We start from the raw sequence: 14,167 nt of genomic DNA, 5'->3' as shown, positions 1-14,167 counted from the left end.
CTTTTTATCGCGGCTGTTCATTCATGGCCGCGCAGGCGGCATCAGGCTTAAACCGGCAGCGGCAGACGCTGTTCGATAATACCGCCGCCGAGGCACACCTCGCCCAGATAAAACACGGCGGATTGCCCCGGGGTTACCGCGGCGACCGGCTCGTCAAACAGCACTTCGATGCGATCGTCATCCAGCGGACGCACGGTGCACGGAATATCCGCCTGACGGTAGCGCGTTTTCACGGTGCAGGTAAACGGCGCGGTGACCGGCTCGCGATCCACCCAGTGCAGTTGTTGCGCGATAAGACCGACCGACATCAGGCGCGGGTGATCGTGGCCCTGGGCGACAATCAGAATATTGTTTTCGACGTCTTTATCCACCACGTACCACGGCTCTTCGCCGCCGTCTTTGGTGCCGCCGATGCCGAGGCCTTTGCGCTGGCCAAGGGTATGGTACATGAGACCCTGATGCTCACCGATGACATCGCCATCGACGGTCACGATTTTACCCGGTTGCGCAGGCAGGTAGCGGCCAAGGAATTCGCGGAATTTACGCTCGCCGATAAAGCAGATGCCGGTGGAGTCTTTTTTCTTCGCCGTCACCAGGTCTAGCTCTTCGGCGATGCGGCGCACTTCCGGCTTTTCCAGCTCGCCGACCGGGAACAGGCTTTGCGCGACCTGATCGTGGCCGAGCGTATAGAGGAAGTAGCTTTGATCTTTATTGCCGTCGAGGCCGCGCAGCAGGCGGCTTTTGCCGTTCACATCGGCGCGACGCACGTAGTGGCCGGTCGCGATGTAGTCTGCGCCGAGATCTTCCGCGGCGAATTCGAGGAAGGCTTTAAATTTGATCTCTTTGTTGCAGAGGATATCCGGGTTCGGCGTGCGTCCGGCTTTATATTCCGCCAGGAAATGCTCGAACACGTTATCCCAGTATTCCGCCGCGAAGTTGACGGTATGCAGCTCGATGCCGAGCTTATCGCACACCGCCTGGGCGTCTGCGAGGTCGGAAGCGGCCGTGCAATAATCCTCGCCGTCATCCTCTTCCCAGTTCTTCATGAAGAGACCTTCCACCTGATAGCCCTGCTGTTGCAGTAACCACGCGGAAACGGAGGAATCGACGCCGCCGGACATGCCGACGATGACTTTTTTCTGGCTGTTATCAGACATTGCACCACTCACGACTTAAAACAAAGGCGGCGTATTCTAGCACGCGCAGGCGGCGCAAACACCCCCTGAGCGCGCCGGGTTTGCCTTTGCGCGCGAAGAAAAGGGCTTAACGGCAATAATTGCGACTGGTCGGGGCTTAACAAGATAGGCGGTAAAAGAGGGCGGGGGCGCGTCAGGCCCCCGCGGAGGTCATTCAGGCGTAGCGGTCTTCGAGGCTGAACTGCTCGACGGTTTGCGCCAGCTGCTGCGCCTGCTCTTCGAGCGAGCTGGCCGCCGCCGCCATTTGCTGCACCAGGGCGGCGTTCTGCTGGGTCACGCCGTCCATTTCATTCACGGCGATCGTCACCTGGCTGATGCCTTTCGACTGTTCATCAGACGCGCTGACGATCTCACCGATAATGGTCTGCACGGAATGCACCGCCTGAGTCATCTCCTGCATGGTTTTCCCGGCGTCGTTCACCAGTTGCACGCCGTTAGCCACGCGCTGACCCGACTCTTCTATAAGGGCTGCAATCTCTTTCACCGCGTTCGCGCTGCGCTGCGCAAGGCTTCGGACTTCGCTTGCCACTACGGCAAAGCCGCGGCCCTGTTCGCCCGCCCGCGCCGCCTCTACCGCGGCGTTAAGCGCCAGGATATTGGTCTGGAACGCGATGCTGTTGATCATCGTGGTGATGTCGCTGATTTTCTTCGAGCTGTCGTCGATTTGCGCCATTGTCTGTACCACCTGACCGACCAGCGATTCGCCACGGCTGGCGATTTGCGTGGCGTTGGCGGTCAGCTCGGTCGCGTGATGCGCATTGGCGGCGTTGTGTTTCACGGTCGCGCTGATCTGCTCCATGCTGGCAGCGGTCTGTTCCAGCGCGGCGGCCTGCTCTTCGGTACGCGACGAGAGGTTAATGTTGCCGCTGACAATTTCACCCGCGCCCTGACGCACCGAGTTGCTCGCCTCTTTGATCTGCCCGACAATGCCGCGCAGTTGCGCCTGCATGGTGTTAAGCGCATAGAACAGGCTGCCGCGATCGCCCGGTTTAACGTCAATCACGTTATCAAGCTTGCCGTCTGCCACCGCCAGCGCAATGGTCGCGGCTTCCAGCGGTTCACCGCCGAGTGGCTTAAGCACTTTACGGCTAAAGACGATGCCCAGCAGCGCGCTCACCAGCAGAATGCTGACCACCATAAGGATAATGGCGTTCATTAACTGGCGATTCGCGGCGGCCATCACCTGGCTTACCGGCGCCACGATGCCCAGATACCAGTTATCCGTGCTGTTGCCAATAGTGACTGGCTGCCAGGTAACCAACGCTTTTTCGCCAAGAATGGCATCGTCCTGTTCAACCACATGGCTGGTAAATCCGGCGGTATCGCCAGGGAACGGTTTGCTGGTCAGCTTTTTATCCGGGTACGAGACAATTTTGCCTGCGGTGGAAAGCAGCATCGCATAACCGCCCCCTTCCCACGGTTTGATCTGATTGACTTTTTGCTGAAGCGACGCCAGCGAGATGTCGGAGGTCACCACGCCCTTAAGCTGGCCGTCGGAGACAATCGGCGCCGCCACCGAGGTCAGCAGCGTCGGCACGCCGTTGTAGGCGTAGCTGTAGGGTTCGATCAGCGTATCTTTCTGGGTTTTTTGCGGGATCAGGTAGTAATCGCCCTGGCCCGGCGTCAGGTAGGAGAGCAGTGGATGAAACTGGTAGTTGCCCGACTGGTCATGATCGACGAAGAAGGCATAACGGCCTTTCGGCGCCTGGCCGGGTTTGCCGTCGAACTCCGCATCGCGCCCGTCAAAAGCGTTTTCTTCAAAAATAACGGAAACAGAAAGGTAATCCGGATTATCGCGCAGCGCGCCTTCCAGCAGTTGATCGGCAACTTTACGGTCGGTGATGCCCGCGCGGGGCAGGGACGCCATGCTGTGGCCAAGGTTATGCGCCACATCGCGCGCATAGTTGAGTTCCTGCTGAATTCTCAGCGCTTCGCTCTGGGCAATCTGGCGTAAATAGCTTTCCGCCAGTGATTTTTGTTCGTTGCTGGACTGCCAGCTCAGCACGCCGATGGTGACGACAAAACCCAGCGTGATGGTTAATGCGCCCGTCAACAGCATCTGCGCGCGGGTACTCATCTTTTTATGAACGGATTGTCTGGCCATCACGGCTCCTCAGGATCAACCACGAAATAGCATTAGTGTCCCTTCGTTACGAGCCTCCTGGTCAATGCTCTATCGGCGTGGATTTAAGGTTCTTTAATGACGAGAAAAGCGTGCGGGTTGGTGTAAAAACAGGCGCTTTTGCCTCGGCGCAGCAGGAGTGCACAAAGGAAGATGGGCAAGATGGCAGAAGGTGCTGAGTGTAGCGCCAGGCGGCAGCATGTTAAGCTGCCGTTAAAAGTTTCGCTACGAAACAAATAGTGCGGCGCGGTTAACGCCGCGGCAAGTTGAACGCGCCGATAAGCGAGAGCGGATAACGCTCGCCGCGCTGCCAGGTGCGGATGCTTTCGGCTACCAGCGGGGAGCGGAGGTTGGTTGCCGAGAGGATTTCGTCGGCGCTCACCCAGCGGCAGAGATCGATATCGCTGTCGTGCGGCTCGGTCGGCAGCGGCGCGTCGAGCTCAATGCTGAACAGGAAGCGCAAAAACGGCGTGTTGTCGGGCGCCAGCCACTGATGCAGGCGCAGAAAATGCTGCGGCTCGGCGCGGATGCCGGTTTCTTCCCATAGTTCGCGGCGGGCGGCTTCCAGCAGCGTTTCGTCAGCTTCGAGATGACCGGCGGGCTGATTCCACAGCGCTTTGCCGTTAATGGTCTCTTCCACGACCAGAAATTTGCCCTGCGCGTGAACCACGCAGGCGACGGTGACATGGGGTTTGAACATCCGGTTCTCCTTATTTGAGCGGGACTTCTCGCCACTGGCCGCAGGCCAGCGCGTCAAGAGTATAGTCGCCCGTCGCGTAACGAATCAGTCGAAGCGTCGGGAAACCCACATGCGCCGTCATCCGCCGCACCTGGCGGTTACGCCCCTCATAAAGGGTTATCTTAAGCCAACTGGTGGGGATGGATTTACGCTCGCGGATGGGCGGATTGCGCGGCCACAGCCAGGCGGGCTCCGCAACGCGCTCTACGCCTGCCGGGAGCGTCGGCCCGTCGTTCAGCGTCACGCCGGTGCGTAACTGCGCCAGCGCTTCGTCCGTCGGCTCGCCTTCCACCTGCACAAAATAGACTTTCCCGGTGCGTTTCCCGGGCTGGGTTAATTTCGCCTGCAACGCGCCGTCGTTGGTGAGCACCAGCAGCCCTTCGCTGTCGCGATCGAGACGGCCTGCGGCATAGACGTCCGCTACCGGGATGAAATCCTTCAGCGTCTGGCGTCCTGCCTCGTCGGTAAACTGCGGCAGCACATCATAAGGTTTATTAAAGAGGATCAGCCGTTTCGGGCCTTCGGGTTTGCGGCGCTTAGCGGAATGTTGTGAGCTGAATCGCTCAAGCCGGTGATTTCTAAAAGAAGTTTTCTTCATACTATTTTCAGGCTTTATCAATTGCCGCATTATACCCTATTCATAAGGGCGTGGCATGGGGCAGAACATTAAGGTAGTATTATCACGCCTATTACAAATCATTAACAAAATGAGTCACAACCAGAAGCGCTCGAAGGAGAGGTGAATGGAAAGCAAAGTAGTAGTTCCGGCGGAAGGTGAAAAGATCACAGCGCAAAACGGCAAGCTGAATGTCCCCCACAACCCGATCATCCCGTTCATTGAAGGCGACGGTATCGGCGTGGACGTGACGCCGGCGATGCTGAAAGTGGTCGACGCCGCGGTTGAGAAAGCCTACAAAGGCGAGCGTAAAATTTCCTGGATGGAAATTTACACCGGTGAGAAATCTACCCAGCTTTACGGCCAGGATGTCTGGCTGCCCCAGGAAACCCTGGATCTGATTCGTGAATATCGCGTTGCCATCAAAGGCCCGCTGACCACGCCGGTTGGCGGCGGTATTCGCTCCCTTAACGTAGCCCTGCGTCAGGAGCTGGACCTTTACGTCTGCCTGCGCCCGGTACGTTACTACCAGGGCACCCCGAGCCCGGTTAAACACCCGGAACTGACCGACATGGTTATCTTCCGTGAAAACTCCGAAGACATCTACGCGGGTATCGAGTGGAAAGCCGACTCCGCTGACGCTGAGAAAGTGATCAAATTCCTGCGCGAAGAGATGGGCGTGAAGAAAATCCGCTTCCCGGAACATTGCGGCATCGGCATCAAGCCGTGTTCTGAAGAAGGCACCAAACGCCTGGTGCGCGCGGCGATTGAATACGCCATCACCAACGATCGCGAATCCGTGACTCTGGTGCACAAAGGCAACATCATGAAATTCACCGAAGGCGCTTTCAAAGACTGGGGCTACCAGCTGGCGAAAGAAGAGTTCGGCGGCGAGTTGATTGACGGCGGCCCGTGGATGAAGATCAAGAACCCGAACACCGGTAAAGAAATCATCGTCAAAGATGTTATCGCCGACGCCTTCCTGCAGCAGATCCTGCTGCGTCCGGCGGAATATGACGTTATCGCCTGTATGAACCTGAACGGCGACTACATCTCTGACGCCCTGGCAGCCCAGGTGGGCGGCATCGGCATCGCGCCGGGCGCGAACATCGGCGACGAGTGCGCGCTGTTCGAAGCGACCCACGGCACCGCGCCGAAATACGCAGGCCAGGACAAAGTGAACCCGGGCTCTATCATTCTCTCTGCTGAGATGATGCTGCGTCATATGGAATGGTTCGAAGCCGCTGACCTTATCGTGAAAGGTATGGAAGGCGCTATCAACAACAAGACCGTGACCTATGACTTCGAACGCCTGATGGAAGGCGCTAAGCTGCTGAAATGTTCAGAGTTTGGCGATGCTATCATCGCGAACATGTAATCCAGATGCTGGGTTAGGTAAGAACGGGAGCCAACTGGTTCCCGTTTTTATTAGTAGTTGTGTAACGGTTATCAAAATTTTATCAAAATTATTTATCAAAAAGGGTGTAATGATGACGGTGAGCCGAAAAACCTTTTTCATTGAAACACAAAAAATCAATGAACAAATGGGCGATTTTTTGAACTTTACTTGGGCAAGTTACGCTGGGCTTCGAGAAATGTGGTGGCAGGTTAAAGGTTTTACACATTGTTTTCCTGATATGAATAATAAAGTATTAAAAGAAAAGTTTTTGACAGGTTTGGAAATACCTGGTGGAATTGATCTGGAATCAGTTTGTTTAAGCCAAGGATGGGACGAACATGTACACCGTTTCAGTAAATCCCTTATCTTTGAAGCTTGTACAATGTACGAAGCATGGGCAGAAAAAATATGTGAGTATGTACTACCTGGAGATGATACAGCAAGAAAATCACTTCAATTCCCTACTACGAACGGAAGTAATGGATATATGAAGGCGATTATCAAAGTCAATTCGAATCCTTCAACTTTTATAAAAAATAATTTTTTTGGGATCGTTTCTTCTAATAATATGAATAGGTGGGCTAGGATTAACGATTTCTTAATAATGTATCGATACTTCAAAGAGATTAGGAATTCATTCATACATGGTTCAGGGAATGTCAACCAGGAAATAATGGATTGTTTTAGTCAAGTTGAATCTATGCATAATCATCGTGGGCAATTAACGAAATTTCCAATAAATTTATCTCAACCCACATTAGATAGCGAAATTAACATTTCGATAAGGGATTCAGTGATTTTTTACAGTTACATTAAATATATTATAATTACTTTTGATGCCGCTCTTTGTGTTTCATTAAATTCAGAGGATTATATGAGTCATCGCATTAAGAACTATATAAACTCTAATAAAAAACAAGTATATCATATACCTCATGATACTGCCAAAAAAGAAAGAGTAGTTAAGAAAATATTATTAGGATCATCCTTCCCATTTGGTTCAAGTATGACCCCTATTTTCAATTGGCTGGTTCAACGGAATCTAGTTATTTCTTAATTAAACTGCTTGCTAGTGCAATATAATTCCAATCCTTCCCTCTATTATCGTGATACCTGGCTGTTTGCTGGGGAGATTTATGCCCCAGCAACCTTTGAGTGTCTACTCCTTGATCACCATACAGACGCTCAGCTAATGAACGTTGTTCATGGAAAGTTGCAGGTGTACCGTCCCCCCAATGTATTTCTGCTTTATCTCGCGCCTTACTGAAATTCATTGTTATCGTATTCGACTTCACTTGCGCTCCACGCTCAGCCATTGAGGTGGCTCGGAAGAAATGTATAAGGAACGGGCTTACAGCATAATCTCGACAGCGCGCAATGACGTCTCTCAGATTCCAGCCAATTGCGTCCAATCTTAGGGAAAGAGGGATTGCCAATTTGCTTCCAGTTTTCTCCTGAACTACATGAAGGTGATCATCCCAAATGTCGGCAAATTTCATGTTTGAGATATCTCCTAGACGCTGACCGGTGACGAGTGCAAGCAGCATGGCATTCCCCATGTAACGATGAGTAGCGTCGGCAATATCGAAGATTTTTTGCCACTCTTCCAGTGAGAGTCGCTGCCTGTTGATTCGTCGCCTCGGCTGTTTTGTCGCCAGGGCAGGGTTATAACCGGGAGGCACTTCCCCAAAATGCTGCGCCTCTTTAAAAATATCGATTAGAACGGAGCGAATGACTTGTGCCATTCTCGGCTGGCCGGCAGCAATATAATCATCAAGGATCTGCGCTATGTCTCGAACGTCGACCGCTGAGATTAGTTTCATACCCACACGCTCCCGCAGGAGCGAAACTGGCTTAGCCTTTTGCTTAAATGTATTTTGCCTTATGTCTCCCGACTTAAGTCGCTCTTCCTGAATTTTCCAGTAACGCTCAAGCCACGTTATAGTGGTAATTGCTTTTCCTTTACTGGTAGCGATGCGGTCGCTGAGTGCTAATATTTGCCGCGTTTGCTGTTCAGCTAAACGCGAGTTTGCCTCTGTCGCAATGGCAATAGCCTCAGCTTCATTGGTACCCAGACTGTGGAATTTCCCGGTAATAGGGTGCTTATATCGCCAGTAAACCTTATTCACTTTGCGGCTGTAGAGTGGGTAAAGATTTGGTACTTTAACGTTATTTTTACGAGGTCTGGCAGCCATCACTCAATATCCTTTGAAGCTGAGGGGAATCTAAACTTTTAATCACTGGTTGAGCTATATTTCCAGTTATTTCCGCATCTTCGCGCACTCGCCAATATCGGCCTTCTTTTCGCGCCGGTGGGGTGAACATGCTTTGCTTAGCGTACCGTCGTAATGTGTTAAGACTGGGTGGATTACTCCTGTATTTCAGCGCGGCCCATTCTTCTAAAGTCATCATCTGAAGCATGTCATTCACCTCATAAAATGGTAGGCTTATTTGGCGCTGTGCGGTCGTATTCATTCACCATCTGGTGCTGCTGCTCCAGCTTCTCGATACGATCTTTCATCGCCCGTACTGTAACGGTCAGAAGGTCTACATCAGTAATGCTGCCATGCAGAATCACGGCGATGCGCTCAACGATGGCACGGTAATCTGTTTGTTTATTCATGCGGCACCGCATTCGCTCAGTGAATTTGCCAATGCTTCTAGTGCAACATGCAATTCAAATGCACCAGCTGTACGCAGCTCAGCTTCTTCATAACTGATACTCAATCTATCCATTACGCAGTCAGTATCCAGATAGTCAGAGCAGGCATCGAGCGCATTTCTGATACCTTGCGACAGCTCGCTGGCAGTTTCCGGCAGTAGATAAGAGTTCTCCACCACCAAAGCTTCGCATAGCTTCGTCTTTTCGTTTAACACTGCACCTAAGATATCGAGCTGTCCTGCCATACTCTGAACAAGAGAGGCGGCCTCATACATGCCGTTCTGCGTGCCCAAAAGCACCACCAGCTGGTGGCCCGATTTCGCGAGCTCCTTAATTTTTTTGTAATTCAATGCGTGTTCCTCCACTTAACTTTGCGCTGCACCGCGCTGTCTTTTGGTTATAGCAACCCTACCCATGCGAAATGGGGTAAGTCTGTTTAAACAGGTTTTATTCACTCCCGTGAAAGGGGGCGGCCATCTGCACTGGCCGCCGGGTAGTTTCTCCACACAACACAGAAGAGCATCTTCGGTTAGGATTTCCGCCCGGGTGGATTGGGTTATGAGCCCGTCGCTCGGTGATGCTCTTGTGTGTTGCGTAATCTGTTTGCTTGCTCACGACGTATAGAAAATAATCCAAAGTTGCGATAAACGCAAGTTTTAGTTGCGTGATGTGCAAACAAAGGTGCAAAAAAAAGGCCGCTTAAGCGACCTATTTTCATGTAATACGGGTTAGCCGTGCCTTTTAAACGCTTGCGATTGGCTTATCAAAACCTTCCCATAAATGTAAAAACGATGCTCATTGCTCTTGTCTATACTCCATTCCCGATACTTAGGATTGTCAGATATAACAAGAAGTTGGTCAGGAATCATTTGAAGCCGTTTGGCGTAAATTTTGCCGTCAAAGCCAAAAGTGTAGATGCCGTCACCATCAAATTCATTAACTGAGACATCAACGAAAACTAAGTCACCAGGCTCAATGGTGGGCGACATGCTATCGCCACGAACGTTAATCACTTTAACGTTTCCAGCGGATCTACCACCAAACATTGCTAAAGCTTTTTCGTGGTTATATTCAATGGCCTGGATAACATCGATCACATCACTTCCTTGTATATAACCCATACCAGCACTTGCGCTGGCATCAAGAACTTCGACTCTAAACACATCGGTACCCTCTCCGATTGCGGAATCTGGCTTACTGTTTTTATATACAGTAGTCGCATTGTCGGTCGAGGTAAAGAGGTCAGCAACAGTAACGCCTAAAGCATGCGCTAATCGATTAAGTGTCTGTTCTGTAAATTGCTTTTGTTTACCTGTTTCAAGACGAGAAATATTCGCTGCATCCACCTCAACGGCGTCAGCTAATTCAGCAATTTTCATATTCTTCGCCAGGCGAAGCTGTCTAACTCGATTTCCTATGTTCATGCGCATATTACATGTCCTTTTTGCGTGTCATGCAAAGCAACTTGCGCAAGTTAACAACATGCAATAACATGCGTAATACGCAAATAAAGGAGGTGTTATGCAATCCCCACTAAGAAAATTGCGCAATTCGCACGGCTATACATTATCTCATGTTGCTGGCGGTGTTCAGGTTGACCCCGCCACGCTCAGTCGCATCGAGCGTTGTGAACAAGTCCCCTCCGTTGAGTTAGCTGAAAGGCTTGTGAAGTTCTACGCCGGGGAAATAGACGAAATGCAGATTCTTTACCCCAGCCGTTATCAGACAACCGAACAAGAGGCAGCTAAAACTGGCATCGCCAATTTAGCGGCAAATTAATCAACCGGTAACTACCAAAGGACAAACAAAATGGTAGACAACATCAAAGCAGCAATCAGCGCGATGTGTAAGGCGCATCCCGCCGGTCGTCTCGGGATGGCTGCCGATCTCGGCATGAGCATCGACACCTTTCATAACCACATGTACCAGAAATGCGGCAGCCGCTTCTTCACGCTGGCCGAACTTGAGCGCATGGAGGACCTGTCCGGCATATCAATGCTGGCGGAATATGCCGCGGCGCGCGTCGGCAAACTGCTGGTGGACGTTCCGAAGCCGGAAAGCATGGACAACGTGGACCTGTTCGCGATCGACATGAAAACCAGCGCGGCGAAAGGCCAGCTGGCGCAGGCGCAGATTGAAGCGGCTGAAGATGGGGTAATTGACCGTCATGAACGCAAAAAGCTCTCTGAGCTGTTTCGCAAGACTATTCGCCACCAGTTCCACGGATTCATGGGCTTTATGGCGCTGTATGGGGTTTCAGACCAGGCAGTAGAAGTATTTATGAGCACCAGAAAAGGTGACGCCCCGAGTGTGCAGCTCGAGGCGTCGGGCGCGTCTTTTCAATAGTGGAGAAACTACGCATGAACAGTTTAACAACACGTTACCGCAGGTCGCAACTTATTGCGCTGCCGGTACCGGGCGGAGCCGGTCCGGTGCAGTACCAGTATGCAGTGAGAGTATCAGGCCACTGTGTGCCCGTCAGCTACCAGCTCGTTCAGCAGATGGTAGAGGAGTTTAAGCGCCAGGCGGAGGCTTTCGCGTGCAGGAACTCAACAGACGATACCGCGACTGGCGGGGAACTGAAGTCCACGTCACCGGTTACGACCCCGAAAAGCGACAGGTTATCTTCCGGCGCGAGGGTTACCCGCACGACTGCATGCGGCCTGTTGAGCGGTTCCGCGAGAAGTTCAAAAGGGTGGATGCATGAGCGTTAAGTTATCAGCCTACGTGTGGGATGGCTGCGCGAGTGCCGGAATCAAAGGCACGAAGCTGCTGATTCTGGCGCGCCTGGCTGATTTTTCCAGCGATGAAGGTATCAGCTGGCCCAGCATCGACACCATCGCGCGCCAGATTGGCGCCGGTCGCAGCACCGTTATTACCGCAGTTGGTGAGCTTGAGCGTGACGGATGGCTGACCCGTAAAGAACGCCGTCAGGGCCAGCGCAGCGGTACCAACATCTACACGCTGAACGTGCCGCGCCTGCGCCAGGCGGCTGCCGGTGCTTATTCTCAGGGTCCAGTTTCTGAACATTCAGAATCTGGACGTTCAGAATCCGAAGGTTCAGAAGCTGGACGTCCAGAATCTGAACGTCCGGAAAACCGCAAAACCGGGGCTTCTCAGGGTCCAGAATCTGGACACGATCCGTCAGTAAATTCAAAACAAGAACCATCAGATAAAAAACCTTCTTGTCAGGTTGCCCGGCAACCCGACGCTGAGCAGCTGATCACCGATAAAGCGATTGCTGTGCTGAAGCACCTGAATCTGGTCACCGGCGCGCGTTACCAGAACTCGAAATCCTCACTGGAGAACATCCGGGCCCGGCTGCGCGAAGGTCATTCGGTGGACGACCTGCAGCTCGTTGTCGACTACAAGCACGAGCACTGGCACGACACGGAAATGTACGACTACATGCGCCCGCAGACGCTGTTCGTCCCGGGCAAGCTTGAAGGCTACCTGCTGAGCGCTACCCGCTGGAAAGAGCGCGGACGCCCGCCCCGCCAGCAGTGGAAGCAGCGCAGTGTGCAGCGCGACGACAGCGCATTTAAAGCCAGCTATGCCGGTGTTGATTACAGCCAGGTTCCGGAGGGGTTCAGATCATGAAAAAAGAGAAGCTGAAACACGAAGTTTTCGAAGAGATGGCCTGCCAGCTTGAAAGGCAGAATTTATGGCGCCGCGCCGCACATGTTTACCTGGCTGCATTCGATGCTTCGAAGAGTAACCGGGACCGCGAACGGCTGGCGAAGAAGCGTACCCAGTGCCTGAAGATGAGCAACCGCGTTGGTTACGTGGAAGGCCGTTGCTATCTGGCCGGTAACTATGTGGGGGAACAGTGATGCACCCGTTGAATGCTTACAGCCAGGCGCTGGCAGCGCTGCGCAGCAAACCGGCTCACGAACTTAAGGAAGTCGGCGATCAGTGGCGCACGCCGGACAATATTTTTTGGGGCATCAACGCCATGTTCGGCCCGCTCGTACTGGACCTGTTCTCTGATGGCGAGAACGCCAAATGTGAGGCTTATTACACCGCCGAAGATAACGCGCTGACGCAGGACTGGTCCGCGCGTCTGGCCGAGCTCAACGGCGCCGCGTTTGGCAACCCGCCGTACAGCCGCGCGTCCAGGCACGACGGGGAGTACATCACCGGCATGCGTTACATCATGCAGCATGCCAGCGAGATGCGGGAAAAAGGCGGGCGGTACGTCTTTTTGATTAAGGCGGCCACCAGCGAAGTCTGGTGGCCGGAAGACGCGGATCACATCGCCTTTATCCGTGGCCGTATCGGTTTCGATCTTCCGTCATGGTTTGTCCCTAAAGACGAAAAGCAGATCCCGTCCGGCGCGTTTTTTGCGGGTGCCATTGCGGTATTCGATAGGACCTGGCGCGGCCCGGCAATGAGCTACATCAGCCGTAACGAGCTGGAAGCGCACGGCGACGCGTTTATTGCACAGATACGCCGTCAGGCTGAACGCCTGCTGATGAGTAACCGCCCGGAACCCGATGAGGATGAAACAGATCTGCATTCAGAAACTGAGCCGCAACTGCAGGCTGCTGAAACAGAGTTGCCACTGACCGCAGCCGACATCCTGGAGCGAAGTGGCGTTGAAGTATGGGCCTGTGCATGCGCGGCGTTCGGCAGCAAAGAGACGTATGCCTTTCATGAATCCCGCTTTGCTCACAGCTGGGCAGCCGATTCTGTGGAAAGCCCGATGTTGGTGACGGTGACCGCAGATGTCATTTCGCGCGCGCAGTCGCTGATTAAAGAGCATCACAACGGCGTGAAGCTGCGTGCTTTTATGGCCCTCCATGATTTTGTCTTTCAGGACGATGCGGAGCGGAAAGACATGCACGAACGGCTTGCGACGGTCGCTCGCGAAGCTGAAGAGCAGCATGGCCTGGCGATGGATGAGGTTCTGCTGGTTGTCGGGGCAATTGACACCACGCACTGGCGGAACATTCGGCAGCTTAGAGCCTCCATTCGCGAAATGGCTGGCGCGCGGGAGAAAACGGCATGAATTCTGCCTCTGCTTTAACCGCCCGCCAGCAGGAGGTGCTGAATATGCTCGCGGATTTCCAGAGACGAAACGGTTACCCGCCGACACAGAAAGAAGTGGCCCAGCTTATGGGGGCCGCTTCACCCAACGCTGCGACCGATATGCTGCGTAAGCTGGAGAAGAAGGGAGTTATATCGGTATCAAGGGGCGTCGCCCGCGGCATCACCCTCAACGGCATCGCCAAAGAAGATGAGGCCGTTTCTCTGCTGCGCGCCATGGTTGAACGTGAATCTGATGCACGTGAACGGGCAATTTCTTTCCTGCATAAAATGGAGAGCGAGCAGTGCAAATAACTTTTCTGTCCAGCCTCAGTAACACCGAAGCCGTTATGCTCCCGGGAAATAGCCCTCATATTCCCGGAGGCACAAAAGCGTGTTCAAAAA

18 protein-coding genes are annotated in these 14,167 nt (G+C 53.1%); 9 read left to right on the top strand and 9 right to left on the bottom strand.

Annotation, left to right across the window (positions count from 1 at the left end; genetic code table 11):
- Window positions 1–47: 47 nt before the first annotated feature.
- The 4 genes from mnmA to rluE form a co-directional block, all read right to left on the bottom strand.
- On the bottom strand, window positions 48–1,157 hold the full coding sequence (gene mnmA, locus AB8W27_RS12260) for a tRNA 2-thiouridine(34) synthase MnmA (protein ID WP_015740882.1): 1,110 nt from the start codon (window positions 1,155–1,157) through the stop codon (window positions 48–50).
- Window positions 1,158–1,350: 193 nt separating this feature from the next.
- The gene (locus AB8W27_RS12255; protein ID WP_015740883.1) at window positions 1,351–3,300 is read right to left on the bottom strand and encodes a methyl-accepting chemotaxis protein; all 1,950 of its coding nucleotides are present in this window, start codon (window positions 3,298–3,300) and stop codon (window positions 1,351–1,353) included.
- A 268-nt stretch (window positions 3,301–3,568) separates the two neighbouring features.
- The gene (locus tag AB8W27_RS12250; protein ID WP_041923452.1) at window positions 3,569–4,018 is read right to left on the bottom strand and encodes an NUDIX hydrolase; all 450 of its coding nucleotides are present in this window, start codon (window positions 4,016–4,018) and stop codon (window positions 3,569–3,571) included.
- Window positions 4,019–4,028: 10 nt separating this feature from the next.
- Entirely contained in the window at window positions 4,029–4,685 is a 657-nt protein-coding gene (gene rluE, locus AB8W27_RS12245; RefSeq protein WP_007769570.1) for a 23S rRNA pseudouridine(2457) synthase RluE, read from the bottom strand.
- A gap of 115 nt (window positions 4,686–4,800) precedes the next feature.
- Here rluE and icd point away from each other — a divergent pair, with 115 nt between their 5' ends.
- Together icd and AB8W27_RS12235 are read left to right on the top strand one after the other, a co-directional pair.
- Complete coding sequence (icd, locus tag AB8W27_RS12240; protein ID WP_015740885.1) at window positions 4,801–6,051, top strand: NADP-dependent isocitrate dehydrogenase; 1,251 nt, start codon at window positions 4,801–4,803, stop codon at window positions 6,049–6,051.
- Window positions 6,029–7,129: a hypothetical protein gene (locus AB8W27_RS12235; protein ID WP_282914010.1), complete on the top strand. Its 1,101-nt coding sequence runs from the start codon at window positions 6,029–6,031 to the stop codon at window positions 7,127–7,129. Before icd ends, AB8W27_RS12235 begins: the two co-directional genes overlap by 23 nt.
- Here AB8W27_RS12235 and AB8W27_RS12230 read toward each other — a convergent pair.
- The 5 genes from AB8W27_RS12230 to AB8W27_RS12210 form a co-directional block, all read right to left on the bottom strand.
- The gene (locus tag AB8W27_RS12230; protein WP_015740887.1) at window positions 7,119–8,267 is read right to left on the bottom strand and encodes a site-specific integrase; all 1,149 of its coding nucleotides are present in this window, start codon (window positions 8,265–8,267) and stop codon (window positions 7,119–7,121) included. The two genes, AB8W27_RS12235 and AB8W27_RS12230, sit on opposite strands and share 11 nt — an antisense overlap.
- Window positions 8,248–8,493, bottom strand: a complete 246-nt coding sequence (locus AB8W27_RS12225) for an excisionase (protein ID WP_071820287.1) — start codon at window positions 8,491–8,493, stop codon at window positions 8,248–8,250. The genes AB8W27_RS12230 and AB8W27_RS12225 overlap by 20 nt, the downstream gene beginning before the upstream one ends.
- A 10-nt stretch (window positions 8,494–8,503) precedes the next feature.
- Window positions 8,504–8,695: a hypothetical protein gene (locus tag AB8W27_RS12220; protein ID WP_015740888.1), complete on the bottom strand. Its 192-nt coding sequence runs from the start codon at window positions 8,693–8,695 to the stop codon at window positions 8,504–8,506.
- A complete protein-coding gene (locus AB8W27_RS12215; protein WP_015740889.1) occupies window positions 8,692–9,084 on the bottom strand; it encodes a hypothetical protein in 393 nt (130 codons plus the stop codon). The genes AB8W27_RS12220 and AB8W27_RS12215 overlap by 4 nt, the downstream gene beginning before the upstream one ends.
- Before the next feature lie 378 nt (window positions 9,085–9,462).
- Window positions 9,463–10,158, bottom strand: a complete 696-nt coding sequence (locus tag AB8W27_RS12210; protein ID WP_041924145.1) for a helix-turn-helix transcriptional regulator — start codon at window positions 10,156–10,158, stop codon at window positions 9,463–9,465.
- 97 nt (window positions 10,159–10,255) lie between these two features.
- Here AB8W27_RS12210 and AB8W27_RS12205 point away from each other — a divergent pair, with 97 nt between their 5' ends.
- The 7 genes from AB8W27_RS12205 to AB8W27_RS12175 all read left to right on the top strand — a co-directional run bounded on the left by AB8W27_RS12205 (window position 10,256) and on the right by AB8W27_RS12175 (window position 14,077).
- Complete coding sequence (locus AB8W27_RS12205) at window positions 10,256–10,513, top strand: helix-turn-helix transcriptional regulator (protein ID WP_015740891.1); 258 nt, start codon at window positions 10,256–10,258, stop codon at window positions 10,511–10,513.
- Between the two features lie 30 nt (window positions 10,514–10,543).
- Window positions 10,544–11,080: a YmfL family putative regulatory protein gene (locus tag AB8W27_RS12200; protein ID WP_015740892.1), complete on the top strand. Its 537-nt coding sequence runs from the start codon at window positions 10,544–10,546 to the stop codon at window positions 11,078–11,080.
- A gap of 193 nt (window positions 11,081–11,273) precedes the next feature.
- Complete coding sequence (locus tag AB8W27_RS12195; RefSeq protein ID WP_015740893.1) at window positions 11,274–11,441, top strand: DUF4222 domain-containing protein; 168 nt, start codon at window positions 11,274–11,276, stop codon at window positions 11,439–11,441.
- Window positions 11,438–12,334, top strand: coding sequence for a conserved phage C-terminal domain-containing protein (locus AB8W27_RS12190; RefSeq protein WP_015740894.1), 897 nt, complete (start codon window positions 11,438–11,440; stop codon window positions 12,332–12,334). The genes AB8W27_RS12195 and AB8W27_RS12190 overlap by 4 nt, the downstream gene beginning before the upstream one ends.
- Window positions 12,331–12,567: a PerC family transcriptional regulator gene (locus tag AB8W27_RS12185; protein WP_015740895.1), complete on the top strand. Its 237-nt coding sequence runs from the start codon at window positions 12,331–12,333 to the stop codon at window positions 12,565–12,567. The genes AB8W27_RS12190 and AB8W27_RS12185 overlap by 4 nt, the downstream gene beginning before the upstream one ends.
- The gene (locus AB8W27_RS12180) at window positions 12,567–13,745 is read left to right on the top strand and encodes a phage N-6-adenine-methyltransferase (RefSeq protein ID WP_015740896.1); all 1,179 of its coding nucleotides are present in this window, start codon (window positions 12,567–12,569) and stop codon (window positions 13,743–13,745) included. The genes AB8W27_RS12185 and AB8W27_RS12180 overlap by 1 nt, the downstream gene beginning before the upstream one ends.
- Window positions 13,742–14,077 carry an Rrf2 family transcriptional regulator gene (locus AB8W27_RS12175; RefSeq protein ID WP_015740897.1) on the top strand — a complete coding sequence of 112 codons (336 nt, stop codon included), beginning with the start codon at window positions 13,742–13,744 and terminating at the stop codon, window positions 14,075–14,077. The genes AB8W27_RS12180 and AB8W27_RS12175 overlap by 4 nt, the downstream gene beginning before the upstream one ends.
- The last annotated feature ends 90 nt before the right edge of the window (window positions 14,078–14,167 follow it).

This window comes from Cronobacter turicensis, from assembly GCF_041222865.1.
Lineage (GTDB): Bacteria > Pseudomonadota > Gammaproteobacteria > Enterobacterales > Enterobacteriaceae > Cronobacter > Cronobacter turicensis.
The sequence above is the reverse complement of the archived record's forward strand: the minus strand, read 5'-3'. Positions and strand labels throughout refer to the sequence as shown.

Excerpts from the sequence above, each read along its gene's own strand:
- mnmA (WP_015740882.1), bottom strand. The coding sequence starts at position 1,157 with ATGTCTGATAACAGCCAGAAAAAAGTCATCGTCGGCATGTCCGGCGGC.
- AB8W27_RS12255 (WP_015740883.1), bottom strand. The coding sequence starts at position 3,300 with ATGGCCAGACAATCCGTTCATAAAAAGATGAGTACCCGCGCGCAGATG.
- icd (WP_015740885.1), top strand. The coding sequence starts at position 4,801 with ATGGAAAGCAAAGTAGTAGTTCCGGCGGAAGGTGAAAAGATCACAGCG.
- AB8W27_RS12175 (WP_015740897.1), top strand. The coding sequence starts at position 13,742 with ATGAATTCTGCCTCTGCTTTAACCGCCCGCCAGCAGGAGGTGCTGAAT.
- AB8W27_RS12205 (WP_015740891.1), top strand. The coding sequence starts at position 10,256 with ATGCAATCCCCACTAAGAAAATTGCGCAATTCGCACGGCTATACATTA.
- AB8W27_RS12250 (WP_041923452.1), bottom strand. The coding sequence starts at position 4,018 with ATGTTCAAACCCCATGTCACCGTCGCCTGCGTGGTTCACGCGCAGGGC.
- rluE (WP_007769570.1), bottom strand. The coding sequence starts at position 4,685 with ATGCGGCAATTGATAAAGCCTGAAAATAGTATGAAGAAAACTTCTTTT.
- AB8W27_RS12235 (WP_282914010.1), top strand. The coding sequence starts at position 6,029 with ATGCTATCATCGCGAACATGTAATCCAGATGCTGGGTTAGGTAAGAAC.
- AB8W27_RS12190 (WP_015740894.1), top strand. The coding sequence starts at position 11,438 with ATGAGCGTTAAGTTATCAGCCTACGTGTGGGATGGCTGCGCGAGTGCC.
- AB8W27_RS12185 (WP_015740895.1), top strand. The coding sequence starts at position 12,331 with ATGAAAAAAGAGAAGCTGAAACACGAAGTTTTCGAAGAGATGGCCTGC.
- AB8W27_RS12220 (WP_015740888.1), bottom strand. The coding sequence starts at position 8,695 with ATGAATAAACAAACAGATTACCGTGCCATCGTTGAGCGCATCGCCGTG.
- AB8W27_RS12230 (WP_015740887.1), bottom strand. The coding sequence starts at position 8,267 with ATGGCTGCCAGACCTCGTAAAAATAACGTTAAAGTACCAAATCTTTAC.
- AB8W27_RS12210 (WP_041924145.1), bottom strand. The coding sequence starts at position 10,158 with ATGAACATAGGAAATCGAGTTAGACAGCTTCGCCTGGCGAAGAATATG.
- AB8W27_RS12200 (WP_015740892.1), top strand. The coding sequence starts at position 10,544 with ATGGTAGACAACATCAAAGCAGCAATCAGCGCGATGTGTAAGGCGCAT.
- AB8W27_RS12180 (WP_015740896.1), top strand. The coding sequence starts at position 12,567 with ATGCACCCGTTGAATGCTTACAGCCAGGCGCTGGCAGCGCTGCGCAGC.
- AB8W27_RS12225 (WP_071820287.1), bottom strand. The coding sequence starts at position 8,493 with ATGCTTCAGATGATGACTTTAGAAGAATGGGCCGCGCTGAAATACAGG.